Annotated in this window: 16 protein-coding genes; 3 read left to right on the top strand and 13 right to left on the bottom strand. The window is 34.8% G+C overall.

Annotated elements, in window-relative coordinates:
- Positions 1–431 precede the first annotated feature (431 nt).
- Complete coding sequence (locus M3205_RS04920) at positions 432–734, bottom strand: hypothetical protein (RefSeq protein ID WP_251168888.1); 303 nt, start codon at positions 732–734, stop codon at positions 432–434.
- Positions 735–1,099: 365 nt separating this feature from the next.
- The gene (locus tag M3205_RS04915; protein WP_251168887.1) at positions 1,100–1,336 is read right to left on the bottom strand and encodes a hypothetical protein; all 237 of its coding nucleotides are present in this window, start codon (positions 1,334–1,336) and stop codon (positions 1,100–1,102) included.
- 497 nt (positions 1,337–1,833) lie between these two features.
- Here M3205_RS04915 and M3205_RS04910 point away from each other — a divergent pair, with 497 nt between their 5' ends.
- A complete protein-coding gene (locus M3205_RS04910; protein WP_251168886.1) occupies positions 1,834–3,000 on the top strand; it encodes a tyrosine-type recombinase/integrase in 1,167 nt (388 codons plus the stop codon).
- A 242-nt stretch (positions 3,001–3,242) separates the two neighbouring features.
- On the opposite strand, the gene M3205_RS04905 is transcribed toward M3205_RS04910, so the two are convergent.
- The 3 genes from M3205_RS04905 to M3205_RS04895 form a co-directional block, all read right to left on the bottom strand.
- Positions 3,243–3,674, bottom strand: a complete 432-nt coding sequence (locus M3205_RS04905) for a GNAT family N-acetyltransferase (RefSeq protein WP_179288997.1) — start codon at positions 3,672–3,674, stop codon at positions 3,243–3,245.
- A gap of 128 nt (positions 3,675–3,802) precedes the next feature.
- A complete protein-coding gene (locus M3205_RS04900; RefSeq protein ID WP_095244169.1) occupies positions 3,803–4,621 on the bottom strand; it encodes a permease prefix domain 1-containing protein in 819 nt (272 codons plus the stop codon).
- The gene (locus tag M3205_RS04895) at positions 4,618–4,959 is read right to left on the bottom strand and encodes a PadR family transcriptional regulator (protein ID WP_095244168.1); all 342 of its coding nucleotides are present in this window, start codon (positions 4,957–4,959) and stop codon (positions 4,618–4,620) included. Before M3205_RS04895 ends, M3205_RS04900 begins: the two co-directional genes overlap by 4 nt.
- Before the next feature lie 687 nt (positions 4,960–5,646).
- Here M3205_RS04895 and M3205_RS04890 point away from each other — a divergent pair.
- Complete coding sequence (locus M3205_RS04890; protein ID WP_159871969.1) at positions 5,647–6,882, top strand: IS110 family RNA-guided transposase; 1,236 nt, start codon at positions 5,647–5,649, stop codon at positions 6,880–6,882.
- A gap of 230 nt (positions 6,883–7,112) precedes the next feature.
- On the opposite strand, the gene M3205_RS04885 is transcribed toward M3205_RS04890, so the two are convergent.
- The 4 genes from M3205_RS04885 to M3205_RS04870 all read right to left on the bottom strand — a co-directional run bounded on the left by M3205_RS04885 (position 7,113) and on the right by M3205_RS04870 (position 9,987).
- Positions 7,113–7,553 carry a hypothetical protein gene (locus M3205_RS04885; protein ID WP_019381050.1) on the bottom strand — a complete coding sequence of 147 codons (441 nt, stop codon included), beginning with the start codon at positions 7,551–7,553 and terminating at the stop codon, positions 7,113–7,115.
- Between the two features lie 269 nt (positions 7,554–7,822).
- A complete protein-coding gene (locus tag M3205_RS04880; protein ID WP_019381051.1) occupies positions 7,823–8,086 on the bottom strand; it encodes a hypothetical protein in 264 nt (87 codons plus the stop codon).
- Between the two features lie 143 nt (positions 8,087–8,229).
- The gene (gene spoIID / locus M3205_RS04875) at positions 8,230–9,279 is read right to left on the bottom strand and encodes a stage II sporulation protein D (protein ID WP_251168885.1); all 1,050 of its coding nucleotides are present in this window, start codon (positions 9,277–9,279) and stop codon (positions 8,230–8,232) included.
- Between the two features lie 189 nt (positions 9,280–9,468).
- Entirely contained in the window at positions 9,469–9,987 is a 519-nt protein-coding gene (locus M3205_RS04870) for a GrpB family protein (RefSeq protein ID WP_251168884.1), read from the bottom strand.
- Positions 9,988–10,308: 321 nt separating this feature from the next.
- On the opposite strand from M3205_RS04870, the gene M3205_RS04865 reads away from it, so the two are divergent.
- Positions 10,309–11,544, top strand: coding sequence for an IS110 family RNA-guided transposase (locus tag M3205_RS04865; RefSeq protein WP_159871969.1), 1,236 nt, complete (start codon positions 10,309–10,311; stop codon positions 11,542–11,544).
- 219 nt (positions 11,545–11,763) lie between these two features.
- Here the strand turns inward: M3205_RS04865 and M3205_RS04860 are convergent, their stop codons facing one another.
- The 4 genes from M3205_RS04860 to M3205_RS04845 all read right to left on the bottom strand — a co-directional run bounded on the left by M3205_RS04860 (position 11,764) and on the right by M3205_RS04845 (position 15,834).
- Positions 11,764–12,672, bottom strand: coding sequence for a stage II sporulation protein P (locus tag M3205_RS04860; protein WP_251168883.1), 909 nt, complete (start codon positions 12,670–12,672; stop codon positions 11,764–11,766).
- On the bottom strand, positions 12,662–13,201 hold the full coding sequence (locus M3205_RS04855; protein ID WP_285886117.1) for an RNA polymerase sigma factor: 540 nt from the start codon (positions 13,199–13,201) through the stop codon (positions 12,662–12,664). The genes M3205_RS04860 and M3205_RS04855 overlap by 11 nt, the downstream gene beginning before the upstream one ends.
- Before the next feature lie 355 nt (positions 13,202–13,556).
- Positions 13,557–14,702: an o-succinylbenzoate synthase gene (gene menC, locus M3205_RS04850; RefSeq protein ID WP_019380267.1), complete on the bottom strand. Its 1,146-nt coding sequence runs from the start codon at positions 14,700–14,702 to the stop codon at positions 13,557–13,559.
- Position 14,703: 1 nt separating this feature from the next.
- A complete protein-coding gene (locus M3205_RS04845; RefSeq protein ID WP_251168882.1) occupies positions 14,704–15,834 on the bottom strand; it encodes a M20 peptidase aminoacylase family protein in 1,131 nt (376 codons plus the stop codon).
- Positions 15,835–15,836: the final 2 nt, after the last annotated feature.

Here is a 15,836-nt window from a genome sequence, read left to right as displayed (position 1 = left end):
TCCTCCAAAATCCTAACCTCCAGTAAAATAACATCACAAACTATTTTACTAAAGTTTTAGGGTGATAGAGCAAAAGTGTAAAATCTAATCAAGCGAAAACTGTCAACTTTATTCTAGCGTTTACATAAGTATTCTGGGCAATAGATAATAGTGAGAAAGCAGGATATTACTATACTCTGCTCTTCTCCAAAACAATTTAGCTTTATAAATCTTACCCTGTTCAAGATCTATATTCGTGCCGGGGGCTCAGAAGCATGGTCCTCTTCTTCAAGGAGATGAAACCAGTCACAGTAGAAACATCCAAAATATGCATTGGGGTTATTAAATCTAGATACATAATAATGATTTGGCCCATTAGGAAATAGCAAATATGTATTTTCTTTACCTAAGGAATAACAACTTATCACTGCCAATATACTTGCCTTTAAGTATTATATATTCCCGTTTTTTAGCAATCTTTTTTTCTTGCTATATTCTATAAAATCATCAATGATAGCGTTTACCTCTTTGGTTTTTGGATTTTCTAGAACTACTTTTTTTAGGGACTTTTTTAAAATTATGTTATCGTCTCCCCAAACTAATTCAATCTCTGCGGTTGATTTTCTTTTTGTTGATAGTTTCCGTACCTCTATTCTGAGACCTGCTTTAATATCAGAAAGATAATAAGTTGTTACTTTTATATTAACTTTCCCCTCTCGTACCTGTTTATCAATGAATTCCAATTCTTCTTTCATAAGCGTCCTTCCTTACCATCCGAAAGTCCTCTGATGAATTAACAAGGCGTTCTTATTATCGGGTTTTATATATAAGAGTTACGTAGGCAATTTACACCACAGTTATTAAGAACTTAAATGTCACCCGTCTCTTAAAACTTATAAACTATCGATTTTGTAACATAGATGTATAATTTTCGGCTTCTGTTTTTTTGTCAAATAGTCTCAGAATACTAGAAGCTGTAAGATTATAGTAACTTCCCTTCGATTCGTGATCGATTTTACAAGCTTTCATTTTGCCCCTACCTCGCGGCATTAAGTACCACAGGAATAATATCTTTCCCGTTAACAAAATAACCGGTTCGGACACCGAGCCATTCCCCTGTTTATTTCTCCCATTCTTGACGTCCTTTTATTAATTTGTCAATGCTTGCTTTTTTGGACACTTTTTCAACCGACGCCTGGGTACACTGGATTTCTTTTTCCCCTTTTATTAGGATTCTTACAGGATATTTAGTTCCTGGTTTTACTTCATAGATAACACCTACTTCTCCGGAAGCTTTCAATTTTACGGGACGTCCACATACCACATCTTCATCCTTAATCACTGTTCCGTCTGTCATTCACCATTGGTATCGAGGAAAATCTTTTGTTAGTTGTTTAATACCGCTTTTTCGCCTAACTATCTAAGATCCTCCTGAGTTTGCCCCTCACTTCCATTAATTTCAACCGAAATTGCTGGAAGGTGGAATGTTAATGTTTTTTCATCCTAATCAGCCCTTCTTAAAATTTTTTAGTGTGTTAGGAAAGTCTCCAGTTAAACCTAAGCCTTGGTTGATGGAAAACCTTTCCTTCAAACAAATATATCAAACTCAATACTTATTGTCTAGTTATTTATGTTATATGTATTAAAACAATAAATAAATATAAAAATATTAGTGATTATTATGTATAGACAAATAACCTATTTTTCTCGTAATCTGTATTATAATAAATGTAAGATAATTACTTAATAACTCCTTATATAAGAAGTTTTTTATAATAAAATCTAAATAAAATTAATAGTTTTAAATAAAATTGTTAATAAATATATTTCATCTAAAAGGAGGTAAAATAAAATATGAAATCTAGTGAATTAGTTTATACTGAACAAATTAATAAATTAATAACTCCTGATTTAATAAATAAAGCTCAAACAATTTCTTCTTTGGTAACATACCTTCTAGATAATTCCTTACATAAAAAAATGAGCGATATTATAGATAAAGACGGTGAAGCTAACTTTTCACTCTTTAACGATATCGAGATGATATATTTTTACGTACACCAAAAAAAGGATTTAAATGAGAAGAAAAATCGAACAGAAAATACAAAGCGGGAATATCTTAGGGATCTTCTTCTGGTCTATCAGCAGCTGCTGGAACAAGCAGAATTGCTAGAAGTTGAAATTACAGATGTGCAAGAGTATCGGTTATTGAAGAATCTAACATCACGGAATATGAGGAAATACCAGGAGTGGTTGAAGGAAGATCCCCTTGGGAAGGGTGGTAAGCAATATTCTGTAGCTACCTTAAGCCGAAAAACAGTGGTAATTAGAGGGTTCTTAAAGTTCCTGTACGAAAATAAATACATTAAGGTGCCGCTTCATCAAAAAATGTTAAGCAGCAATGTTCGATCCTTTGATAGACCAAATAAAGAGATGAGTTCTGTGGAGGTAATTAGCTTAGTCAATTACTTCAGAACTCATCCTATCCTTTACGGATTGATATCAGTATTGGCCACAACCGGGCTCCGTATACAGGAGCTCTGTAATGCGAAAGTTAGTGATCTAGCGTATTTAGATGGAGAATACTGGCTTACAGTCATGGGAAAGGGACAAAAGGAGCGGCAAGTTTTAATTCACCCAAATGTTTTAAAGGCAATAGAGGGGTTTCGTAAAAGAAGAAGGTTAGACTTTAAACTCGATCCTTCCGATAGCTCCCCTTTGTTTACTACTTCTAAGGGAAAGGCCTATGGATATAAATATCTGTCGAATTATTTAATCACAAAAATAAACAAAGCTGATTTGGACTTTATTAAAATGCGTAAAAATCCTATTACGCCTCATAGCTTCAGACATGGTTTTGCTCTTATTAGTGCTGACCAGGGCGCAGATTTGTTGACCATAAAGGAAAGTCTTGGCCATTCCGACATCAAGACGACCCAGATTTATTTACAAAGAAAAATGCTACGTAAAAATAACGCTGCTCATTCTTGGAAAGACTCTGATATCATTAATAAGATTTAAATAAAAGAGGCTGGGACAGAACTAAATTGTCCGTTGTTAAAGCCGAATGATTTCTATTTTAAAAAGTAATAAAAATAAAAAAAACGAACTATTACGAAACTCTAAATCAGAATTTCGAATAATAGTTCGTTTTTTTCTTTGGTCGAAATGCTTTTGTCCCAGCCCCTTTATTAATATAGCTTATTAAACAATAGCACCTGTTTGTTTAAGTACAATTATTCACAAACTTTACAGTGGGTATTTTAGATAAGCCTTTTTGCAAATCCAACACTTTTTTCTATATAGCCACTATTTTTATAGAATTTATGAGCATTAATTCTCTCTGGTCGGTTCCCACTATTTAGCCCTATTCCCGTTGCTCCAATTTTTTTTGCCCAAATTTCTGCCTCGTTTAATAGCTGTTTACCTATCCCTTTATTACGGTGATTTGAGTCTACCACAAGGGCTACAATACGAACATATAAGCCATCTAATTCATAATAATACCCTTTTACAAGTCCTATCATTCCAACTACTTTAGCATCATATAATGCTAACAAAGTATGGTAGTCTGGACTAGATTCAATATTGCTAAATCGTTTTTTCATTTTTTCGATTGTTGTGGGATATCCAAGGTGTTCCATCAATATAGTTATTTCCTTAATATCATTCACTGTTGCTATCCTAATTTCCATTTCACACCTCACTATATTTTTATTACTATAAAACTTCTGTAATTACCAATATTTTTCCTTTTTCCATTAACCTGCCCGCTAGTTGAAAAAACAGGAATACCTATCATTCCTGTTTTTGTATCACAGATCTAAGCTGGCACTTTTCTTTTCCCTACTAAAAAATAAAGCAAATAACCGACAATATTTAATAAAGTAAACACGATAACCCAACCAATATTTAATCGTTTATGATGATAAGCATTAACGGTTGCCCAAATAGTGAACAAAGTTATATAAACTGCCATCCCTGAGAACAAAATTATAGACATTAAACTACCAATATGTCTCGTTTCCATTTCAACGTACCACCGTTTACCATCGCCGTTTCCATAAGGAAAGAAATCGGCTTGAAGCCATTCAGGATTCCACACTTTTTGTTCATATCGGTAATCTGGCTTTGTATCTCTTACATAATCAAATACCAAATTGTTATTATCAACATTACTTACATTATAAATTTCGATTTGTGAAATTTGGTCTGTTCCTTGAACGAGCCCTTTTATTTCTTCTTCCATATCTTTTGAAATGGCTCTTTTTCCATCCAACACATCAAAAATTTTAGTCGCAACAATGGAATTTTCGCGTGCATTTTGTTCTTCTAATGACCATATAACTCCAAATGGGGTAACAGTAGTAATAAGGCATATTAAAGCTAGATAAAGCACCCATTTTGCAAATACTTTTTGTGCTTTAAATAATTGCCCTATAACAGAACGCATTTCATTTTCTCCGCCAAAACGGTTAATTGCTATTTCAATAGCTTCTTGTTCTGATTTTCCCTCTGATTTCAATTCGTGAACTGCTTCTAACAAATGATTTTTCATTTCTGCTTTTAAATCTTCAATGTCTTTCTTATTCCCACCAACATTATGATAAACTTCATCAACATACGATTCTATTTGTTTCATGCTTGTTCTCCCCCTTCTAAAAACGAATCAATAATTTTTTTTACAAACTGCCATTCCAAACGCTTTTTTTCAAAACCTTCTTCACCCTGTGGTGTAAGTTTGTAGTATTTTCTTCTTCCTCCTGGTCCTTGTTCATCGCCCCAGTAAGATTCAATCCATTTATTTTTTTCTAAACGCTTTAGAGATAAATAAAGTGTCCCTTCCTTTATTTCAAATTGGTCTTCGCTTTTTTCTCGAACCAGTTTTGCTAACTCATATCCGTACAAATCTCTAGTATGTAGTAAAGACAGTATTAACGTATCAATATGACCCTTTAGCACTTCTTTATTAACTTCCAAATTTGCCCACCCCCTTATCTAAAGATAAAATAAAATACTATATAATGCAAGGTATTATAATAAATAAATAGGACTCTAGGAATGATAAGTCCTTTTTCCATAAAACTGCCCCGTTTGTTCAATTAAAAAAAGCCGCCTGAAAGCAGCCCAATGGTAGAACATTTATTACTACAAAATTAACTTAGCTATAATTATGAAAAGTATTGATATAGAAAAAAAGCAAATAAAGAAATATCCAAAATACCTTAACAGTTTAGGCAATTTCTTTAAATCTACATCTGTTGGATAACCCTCAATGTTACTCATATGTTCCATTGCATCATTAATAGGTTTTTTATCAGACATTTTTCATCCACTCCTGGATTCAAATTTCCTCTTAATTTACTTATTCAACAAATATACAAGTATCCCTTCTTAAGCTAACCTGCCCCTTTCGTATTATAAGGTCATCCAGATATGAAAATATTTCTGGTTGACCATTTTTTATATGGTCTTATTATAACGGTAGCCGGGGTAAAACGTAACTGCCCGTGGGACCTGGATCCCGTCAGCTAAACAGTTTGCCCCCTACTTGTTGAAACATGATTGAGGCTGGTTGGGACATAGATCTCGTATAACAAGCGAAGCTGTGATACTGCAAGGAGAATAAGGGGTACCGGCAAAATTAAAGATTAGGAGATGATTTTGGTGAATCCAGTCGTTGGTCTGGATATTTCTAAGGGGGAAAGTCAGGTTCAAGCTTTTGTCGATAAAGGTAAACCATTCCGAAAGAGCTTTAAAGTAGCACATACTATTCAGGGTCTTGCTTTACTTGTAGAGTTTTTAGAGGTAGTACAAAAAGAAACAGGTTTAAAACCTCCAGTTATTCTTGAAGCTACTGGACACTATCAAACAGCAGTAGTCCAATATTTAGAGGAACGTGGATATTTATTAATTATTATTAACCCTTTGATTTCCTACAAGGCGAAAAGTTCAAGTTTAAGGAAAGTAAAGACAGATGCCGTCGATGCTTACCACCTCTGCGAGTTGTTTTACAAGGAGGAGTTAGAACCTTATAAAAAGCGAGGGGTTCAGCTTTTAAATCTTCGTAACCTTACAAGACAACACGAGAATATTACAGGAGTGATGATTCAGACAAAGCTTCAGTTCCAGGCTATTCTAGATCAAGTATTCCCTGAATATCGGGGAGTGTTCGGTGATTTATATTCTGTAGTATCACTCTTAACCTTAAAGGAGTTTCCGTCCTCTGAAGACATATTAGAAGCTAGTGATGAAACACTCTCAAATAGAATTAAGGAATTATGTAAAAGTCGCTCAATCAGATGGGCCAACGAAAAAGCCTTACAACTAAAAGAGGCGGCAACTCGCAATCCCTTTGAAAAGACAGTCTATCAGAGTCATTTCTTAAGCTTAGGTATGTATATTAATATTATTCTTCAATATAAAGAGCACCTATCCACATTGGAATCAGAGATAGATGCCCTCGCTAAAGAAGTTGAAGAATATAATATTATCAAATCTATCCCTGGTATCGGTGAAAAGATCGCTGCCACGATCATTTCTGAAATTGGGGAGATAGATCGATTTACTGATCCTAAAAAGCTCGTGGCTTTCGCTGGAGTAGATCCTAGTGTTTTTGAATCAGGCAAGTTTACCGCCACAAAAAACCGAATCACTAAAAGAGGTTCCAGCAGGCTTCGCCACGCCTTATATATGGCTGTTCGTTGTGCGATACGTGACTGTCGCAAGAGCAAAACAAGCGATGAAATCATTCCTCGAAATAAGAAATTACGAGAGTTCTATGATAAGAAACGCGAGGAAGGAAAACCATTTAAAGTAGCTGTAATTGCTTGTGTAAATAAGCTCTTACACTGGATATTTGCCTTATTAAGAGACAGAACAACTTTCCAAGATATAGCATAGTAGCAACATCTAACTAAATAACGAAAAACCTTCCAGTTCAGAGAATATGAAGGTTATTTAGTATACCCTTTTTTAGTATATCACGATGAATTTCGATATTTTAATGAAAAATATTGACAAACTATTAGCTGGTTTAGTCCAATAAGAAAAAGGCTGCCTTTTGCAGCCTTTATTTTAATAAGTTGAACATGGTCGAATATAAGTTTAGTGCTACCAATAAAGTCAACACCCTATTCCACTTCTTCCTTATTTAAATGCTCATAATCTAATAATTCCACTTTGAAACCATGACTACATCCAATTTTGGGGCTATCGCAGGATGGAGATACTCTTACTTTAACCAAGTCATGTGCATAGTTGCCAGGTGCATTTCTTTCGTCAGGAACGTGAATACTTATGGAAATATCATAAGAATGATTATTGTTATAAACAATACCAACAATCCTTTGTGACTGCCAACCAAAGGTAGCAGCATCATTACCTGGATACTCTTGCATCACTCTTTTATCAATAGATGGAAATACAATATCTCTTATAATGTCTTCTGGTGTGACATACCAATCTTCTGCATAAGGTTTAATTTCCTTAGATTCTTGAGGTTTTTTAGCATTTACCGAGTTACCTGTCGCACACATTAATAGAATTGTAAAGAGAACAATCAATTTCTTCATGATGCTCACTCCCATAAATTTTTACAGTTAGATTTCGCAATTTCAAATAATATTATCCTCAACGACAATAACCCGTATCTCGAAAGCAGGTTGTTTCGCGATTTGTTTCAAGCAAAATTAATGAACCAATTTAATGTTCAACCAACCTGCCCCTTTTGTTGAACAAGAAAAAGCTGCCCTAATGACAGCCTAGATTTTTTAGCTTTTTCACTTTAGTTCTATAACTAAATCACCTTTTAAGGCTTAAGCTAAATAAGGTCTAATTTATCTTATGAGTGTTCATTCATTACTTTAAACATACTGAAAGTTGATTCCTGGTCTGTTATATAACCTTTTCCTTCTAAATGTTTATTCTTATTATGGTTGAAGGATTCAAAATCCTCGTTATCTTCAAGTTCATATGTATAATGAAACCCAGGACACAAGCAAAATTCCTCTAAATTTTTATATGGTTTATTTGGTATTTCACGTGCAATTACTATATTTGGCTCGAAGAAGAAGTAAACATAGGGTTTATTTGTTCTTATTTTCAACAAACCACTCCTTGTTCTTTTTTAAAGGTATTCTCCTTTCTTACAAAAGGAAAGGAATATCTTATATTATTCTCTATTTTACTTTAACCTCCTTCTCCGTTTGTTCAATAAAAAAGCTGCCACAACGACAGCTTAGTTTGATATTAGTTTCCATTTCTTACGACCAGCTTATTGTAACCTTGGTTCGATTTTATATCCTCAATTTTAATTCCTTTATAATAATATCCTAATATTTCCTTAAAATTCTTCCCCTCACTTGCCATACTATTAGCCCCATACTGGCTCATACCAACCCCGTGTCCATAGCCTCTTGTAGTTACTTGGACATCACTTCCGTTAAGTTTTAAACTAAAATCCGTCGATCTCAAACCTAAAGCTTCCCTAAATTCCGCTCCGGTTAGTTTCTTTCCACTAATTATAATTATGGACACTCTATCACTGGACGTTCTTTCAACATTAATTTCATTTGATATTTTAACTCCAAGCCTAGATTCGATTTCTTTAACAGGAAATGTTTTCGTTTTAACAAAATCAGGAGCTTTTGTGTCCCAAGGACTCGGGACACTTCTTAAATACGGAAGTGATGTTGTCCAATAGTCCTCGGAATTCTCCGTATACCCATTGCTTATAGCAAAAAAAGAAGCATCAATAAGTTCACCATTGTAACTCATTACCAATCCTTGAGTTTCTTTAACAGCCCGAGTGATTTTTTTTATATTCTTTTCATAATTATCATCCTTCCACATTTCTTTCAATTCATCTTGATTTTTATAAACTTGTTGTAGTGTGGAATCAGAAATATCAGCCCCTTGCGGTAAGTCCCCTTTATTTTCAGACATTAAAAACTTCATAATATATGTTCTTGCACTAATAGCTTGTGCTTTTAATGCCTCCATTTCGTAATTTGCGGGCATCTCTGATGCTAATACTCCTTTTAAATATTCTTCTAAATTCACTTTTTCAGTTTCTTTATTATTCATTCTAAATACTGAAACAGTAATGTCTTTATTGCTGCTTTTTGAATTGTTTGCTGGTTTGTTTTTTGGTAAGGTATCTGAATTTGTAGTTTGAGGAAGCTCAGATGATATAATTTTTGTATTTGTTGCATCAGTACCAAAAGCTATTACGATTAGAGATGGGACACAAAGAACGAAAATTAGAAATGAAATGATAATTATAGTTACTGGTCTCATAAATACCTCCCATATTTATATACATAATTAATATGGGTTTTGGACAAGCTTTTAGAACTTCTTTTAGTAAAATTTGTATTATCATGGAAATATCTTACTTAACAAACCTGCCCCGTTTGTTAAACAAGAAAAAAGATCGCTCCAGCGATCCTCATCTTTAACTCTTGCACCCGTTAGCACAATAAATATTTATGCCTGTTCTTCTTTTTTGGCTTTTTGTAATACGTTTTGTATAAATGGAGCTTTATTCTCAGTATAAGAAACTCTGTCAAATTGAAACTTTTCTGCCAAATCAACCTTTAATTGGTGATATTCTTTGGAAACACCAGGATTATTTCTTAAATAATTTCTGAACAAAATTTGATTGTTCCAGTGTTCTCCTTGAAACTTATAGAAATGCAAATGATGTGTGCCTGCTCTCCATTGTCCCTTTCTAAAGAAGCGTCTTTCAGGAAATTCTTTATGATAAACAAATTCATATCCTATTTGTTTTAAAGGCTCAATGAATTCACTAACCACTTCTAAATCATTTACTCCGATAGCAATATCTAAAATAGGTTTAGCACCTAACCCTTCAACAGATGTACTTCCAATGTGCTCAATAGCAATAACCTTTTCACCTATTATCCATTTAAGAATTTCTCGTTCCTCTTGAAACTGTTTTACCCAATCAGAAGTATATTCCTCAATAAAAACTGGTTTTTCCATTGCGTCTCCCGCTTATATATAATACGTAGTAATAATTATATCTCTTTATTCAACAAACCTGCCCCTTTCGTATTATAAGGTCATCCAGATATGAAAATATTTCTGGTTGACCATTTTTTATATGGTCTTATTATAACGGTAGCCGGGGTAAAACGTAACTGCCCGTGGGACCTGGATCCCGTCAGCTAAACAGTTTGCCCCCTACTTGTTGAAACATGATTGAGGCTGGTTGGGACATAGATCTCGTATAACAAGCGAAGCTGTGATACTGCAAGGAGAATAAGGGGTACCGGCAAAATTAAAGATTAGGAGATGATTTTGGTGAATCCAGTCGTTGGTCTGGATATTTCTAAGGGGGAAAGTCAGGTTCAAGCTTTTGTCGATAAAGGTAAACCATTCCGAAAGAGCTTTAAAGTAGCACATACTATTCAGGGTCTTGCTTTACTTGTAGAGTTTTTAGAGGTAGTACAAAAAGAAACAGGTTTAAAACCTCCAGTTATTCTTGAAGCTACTGGACACTATCAAACAGCAGTAGTCCAATATTTAGAGGAACGTGGATATTTATTAATTATTATTAACCCTTTGATTTCCTACAAGGCGAAAAGTTCAAGTTTAAGGAAAGTAAAGACAGATGCCGTCGATGCTTACCACCTCTGCGAGTTGTTTTACAAGGAGGAGTTAGAACCTTATAAAAAGCGAGGGGTTCAGCTTTTAAATCTTCGTAACCTTACAAGACAACACGAGAATATTACAGGAGTGATGATTCAGACAAAGCTTCAGTTCCAGGCTATTCTAGATCAAGTATTCCCTGAATATCGGGGAGTGTTCGGTGATTTATATTCTGTAGTATCACTCTTAACCTTAAAGGAGTTTCCGTCCTCTGAAGACATATTAGAAGCTAGTGATGAAACACTCTCAAATAGAATTAAGGAATTATGTAAAAGTCGCTCAATCAGATGGGCCAACGAAAAAGCCTTACAACTAAAAGAGGCGGCAACTCGCAATCCCTTTGAAAAGACAGTCTATCAGAGTCATTTCTTAAGCTTAGGTATGTATATTAATATTATTCTTCAATATAAAGAGCACCTATCCACATTGGAATCAGAGATAGATGCCCTCGCTAAAGAAGTTGAAGAATATAATATTATCAAATCTATCCCTGGTATCGGTGAAAAGATCGCTGCCACGATCATTTCTGAAATTGGGGAGATAGATCGATTTACTGATCCTAAAAAGCTCGTGGCTTTCGCTGGAGTAGATCCTAGTGTTTTTGAATCAGGCAAGTTTACCGCCACAAAAAACCGAATCACTAAAAGAGGTTCCAGCAGGCTTCGCCACGCCTTATATATGGCTGTTCGTTGTGCGATACGTGACTGTCGCAAGAGCAAAACAAGCGATGAAATCATTCCTCGAAATAAGAAATTACGAGAGTTCTATGATAAGAAACGCGAGGAAGGAAAACCATTTAAAGTAGCTGTAATTGCTTGTGTAAATAAGCTCTTACACTGGATATTTGCCTTATTAAGAGACAGAACAACTTTCCAAGATATAGCATAGTAGCAACATCTAACTAAATAACGAAAAACCTTCCAGTTCAGAGAATATGAAGGTTATTTAGTATACCCTTTTTTAGTATATCACGATGAATTTCGATATTTTAATGAAAAATATTGACAAACTATTAGCTGGTTTAGCACAATAGGGAAAAGCTCCTTTTTAGAGTATAAAAATAGGATTGCAACAGCAATCCCACTATTTAATCACAAGGATCTGGCATTATTTCTGATACTTAAGTAATTCCTCAACAACCTCCGCAAGCGCATCCGCTGTTCTATATTCTTCTTCCAATGTATTTTCAACTCCACCAATTTCCAATAAAACTGATTGATTTTTTAGGTCCTGGTTGTAGGTGTTTTGAGTATTCGGATCTGTTTTAACCAATACCCCTCTGGATAAACCAGGATATTTTCCTTCAACTATCTTATGAAGGTGTTGTGCAAATTTTAAACTGTCCTCGTCCTTAACATTTGACCGAAAAACGACAAATGCGATTCTTGCAAAATCTTCCCCATTTATTTTGGCCGTAGTCCCATTCTTTTCATTTGAGTCCCGGTGTATATCAAATATCATTTCAATGGTAGGGTTATTTTTCAGGCTTTCTTCTAAAGATTCTCTTGAAACAGAATATGATTGATCATAGGAAAGCCCTCTGTCCTGAAGAATTCCCATAGTATCACTAGTATCGTGTACTGAACTGATATTTCTTTCCTTTAATGCCTGACTAAATCTATTTCCCACTAATGAGATATTCCTTGTGGGATGGTAAGGTTCGTTGTTGGGATCCTTCGTCTTCGTTTCTGAGATAAATGATTCTTGATTATGTGAATGATAAATATAAACTAAAGGTTCGGAGTTCTTAACTACCGATAATGGATTGTTTTCAACAAATGAAGAAAGTGTATTTTCAATGGTTTCTTTACCATTAAATGAAAAAATCCATAAGATAGCAAGGAAGCTCAGGATGAACCCACTTGATGTAAGTGAAATCAATTTAAAAGTTCTTTTTCTTTTCATTTTCCTTGCAGCTTTTCTAAGTTCTAATTCAGTATTTAAAACAAAATCCGGTCTCGGTTCCATTGAATAGGTTTCCTTAATTTGGTTAATAAGAGCCTTATCAGTTTGCATTTTCGATTACCTCCTCTGCACCTATATCTAGCTTACATTTAAGAATTTTTAATGCCCTATGATAATCTACTTTTACCTTGGATTCGCTGCAATTAAGAACCTCAGCTGTTTCTTTTATTGAAAATTCATTTATAGCCCTCAGGATTACAACAGCCCTAAAACTAGGTTTTAATCCTGAGATAGCTGTATGAACCATTTTTTTAATCTCATTTTGTTCAACTAAATCGTTGGGCTCTTTTTCGGTTGAAGCTAACTGCTTAAAAAACCCATCCGTAAAGATTGCACTAAATCTTTTCTTGCGAAAATGATCAATTGCAATATGCTTAGCTATCGAAAAAATCCAAGTCTTTACACTGCTGCTTCCAGAATGGAAATTTTTAAAATTATTCAGAACGCGAATAAACACTTCTTGGGTTAAATCCTCAGCATCATTTTGATTTCCTGTAAAACAAATAAGAAACCGATAGACATCCAAATAGTATTGCCGATAGATTTCAACAACTCTGTTTTCGTAATCGTTATCAGCCAAAATTATCCCCCCAATTACGTATTCGCTAATTAATCGTTTGAGATATGGAAAAGGTTACAAAAATTTTATTATCATTAAAAAAGACCGTCCTTGACGACCTTTTTGATTTATCAAATATAAATACCATATTACTTATTCGTTCTTCTTTTTTAAGAATTATCCTTCTTCGACTAACCTGCCCCGTTTGTCAAAATAGAAAAAGCCACCTGATTAGGCAGCTGATTTTGAACATAGGCACCTTATTGTATTAATAAAGGTTGGTTTAATCAATTCTTCTAATTTTATGAAGGATGTTATACCCTTGTAACACCTGGCTATATAAGAATTGCTCCTCTAAAAAATATCTTTGTTTAAACTATCCTAGGGTTGGATGAGTAGATTCAGTTGAATAGATTCTTTCAGAATGAGTCAATATTCTCTTCAATTTCCCTCGATCAATCTCATAACCTATTCCCAATCCTTCTGGAACCTGGATGTATCCATTTTCCATTGTGATTTCGGGCTTTACTATATCATCTTCCCAATAATGAGAAGAAGGGGCTGTATCACCAGGCATTGTGAAATTAGATAGTGCTGTCATATGAATATTATGTGCTCTTGCTATTCCAGTTTCTAGCATTCCTCCGCACCATACAGGGATATTATGCTCTTCACATAAATCATGGATTCTAATAGATTCTTGGAGCCCTCCAACACGGCCGATTTTAATATTTATGATCTTGCAGCTGCCAAGTTCAATTGCCTTTCGTGCATCTTCAAAACTATGAATACTTTCATCAAGGCAGATTGGTGTAGAGATGTTTTTCTGCAAAATAGCATGATCAATAATATCATCATGGGCCAAAGGCTGTTCAATCATCATGAGGTTATATTTGTCCAACTTTTTGAGGTGTTCAATATGCTCTAAGGTATAAGCGGAATTAGCATCAGCCATAAGGGGGACATCGGGATATTTCTTGCGAACAGCATCAATATATTCAATGTCAGCTCCTGGGGCAATTTTTACTTTTATTTTTTTAAATCCTTCCTTAACATACATCCCTACCTTTTCAACTAATTGGTCAGGTGTTTCTTGAATACCAATGCTTTTTCCAACAGCTATCTTTTTCTTTTCTCCTCCAAGAACCTCTGATAATGAACTTCCATTTTTTTTAGCAAAAACATCCCACATGGCCGTTTCAAGGGCAGCTTTTGCTATTTGGTTTCTGCGTACAAAAGAGAGCATTTTATGGACTTCTTTAGGATGGGAGATTTTTTTTTGAATAACTTTAGGAATAAGGAAATCTTTTAACATATAAACTGCGGTATAAGTTGTTTCCTCATTATAATATGGTTCATTGCTGGTAACCGTTTCTCCCCAGCCTGAGATACCAGATTCGTCAATTGCTTCAACGATACAAACATCCTTAGTTTGGATAGTGCCAAAACTTGTAGTAAAAGGGGCTTTCAAAGATACCCTAGTATGATGCAGTACCACCTCTTTTATATAAATTCCTTTCATATCAACACCCCTTTTTACTATGTAGAATGATAATTTCAGATAAAATATTTATTCCATTGAGTAAGGAATCTCTATTAAAAGTCATATTCGGATGGTGCAGGCCAGGTTTTAGGTCGCATCCTAGCCCAACCATAGTTGCTTTTAAATGTGGCTTTTTAATCGTATAAAAATGAAAATCATCTCCACCAGGTGTAATCAGGGGGGCCGCCAACTTTTCTTTACCTAAACAATTAACAATTGCTTGCTCAGCCATTTCTAATGCTTCATTGCTGACTTCAGCTGCCGCAATTCCATAATCATTCGTTAAAACGATATCTGTATTAAAAAGCTCACTGGAGGATTGTAAAATTTCAAGCACTCTCTGTCTTAATTTTTCCATAATTTCATTTGTCTGCGCGCGTAAATCAATAGCCAAAGAAGCACTGCCAGGTATGATATTCGTATTTTTTCCTCCTGAAATGAATCGAGTAGCTTTTATTGTGTGAGCCACATTTGGATCTAGGTGAATTGTATTAAAGGAATTTAGAATAGAGTTTCCAATTTCAATTGCATTATGAGTTAAGTGAGGACGAGCACCATGTGCATCATCTCCTCTGATTTCAAATTCCATAGAACCTGTGGCACCATGCATAATAGCGGGAGTAACATAGCCATCTGGTGTTTCTTGGACTGGTCTTAGATGAATTCCATATAGATAATCGACATTATCAACGATTCCTTTATCTACTAGCTTTAGTGCTCCTGCACCAACTTCTTCTGCAGGCTGGAAAATAAACCTTACACCGACCTTGTCTTTAAGACCCTCTAGCTCTTGTATTTTCCAGAGAACGCCCAAAACCATAGTCATATGGGCATCATGTCCGCATGAATGATTAGCCTGTAATTCACCGTTGACCTCTTGCCAGAGTGCATCCATGTCTGCACGAATTGCAACAATTGGCACATCTCCTGAGAAATCTCCATAATCCCCTATTACTCCTGTACAATCCTCAAACGTTTCAACTGAACATCCTGCCTGTTCCAAACGCTTTTTAATATATTCTGTAGTATTAGTTTCTTTCCAGCTTAGTTCTGGGTGGGAATGTAAATAATCAAATGTTTCATCGATCTTCTCTTTTAGATAAGCTACCATTT

The organism is Cytobacillus firmus (assembly GCF_023715565.1).
GTDB lineage: Bacteria > Bacillota > Bacilli > Bacillales > Cytobacillaceae > Cytobacillus > Cytobacillus firmus_C.
The sequence above is the reverse complement of the archived record's forward strand: the minus strand, read 5'-3'. Positions and strand labels throughout refer to the sequence as shown.

Coding starts and splice junctions, on each gene's coding strand:
- M3205_RS04920 (WP_251168888.1), bottom strand. CDS start 734: ATGAAAGAAGAATTGGAATTCATTGATAAACAGGTACGAGAGGGGAAA.
- M3205_RS04905 (WP_179288997.1), bottom strand. CDS start 3,674: ATGGAAATTAGGATAGCAACAGTGAATGATATTAAGGAAATAACTATA.
- M3205_RS04915 (WP_251168887.1), bottom strand. CDS start 1,336: ATGACAGACGGAACAGTGATTAAGGATGAAGATGTGGTATGTGGACGT.
- spoIID (WP_251168885.1), bottom strand. CDS start 9,279: ATGAGACCAGTAACTATAATTATCATTTCATTTCTAATTTTCGTTCTT.
- M3205_RS04845 (WP_251168882.1), bottom strand. CDS start 15,834: ATGGTAGCTTATCTAAAAGAGAAGATCGATGAAACATTTGATTATTTA.
- M3205_RS04870 (WP_251168884.1), bottom strand. CDS start 9,987: ATGGAAAAACCAGTTTTTATTGAGGAATATACTTCTGATTGGGTAAAA.
- M3205_RS04900 (WP_095244169.1), bottom strand. CDS start 4,621: ATGAAACAAATAGAATCGTATGTTGATGAAGTTTATCATAATGTTGGT.
- menC (WP_019380267.1), bottom strand. CDS start 14,702: ATGAAAGGAATTTATATAAAAGAGGTGGTACTGCATCATACTAGGGTA.
- M3205_RS04885 (WP_019381050.1), bottom strand. CDS start 7,553: ATGAAGAAATTGATTGTTCTCTTTACAATTCTATTAATGTGTGCGACA.
- M3205_RS04910 (WP_251168886.1), top strand. CDS start 1,834: ATGAAATCTAGTGAATTAGTTTATACTGAACAAATTAATAAATTAATA.
- M3205_RS04860 (WP_251168883.1), bottom strand. CDS start 12,672: ATGCAAACTGATAAGGCTCTTATTAACCAAATTAAGGAAACCTATTCA.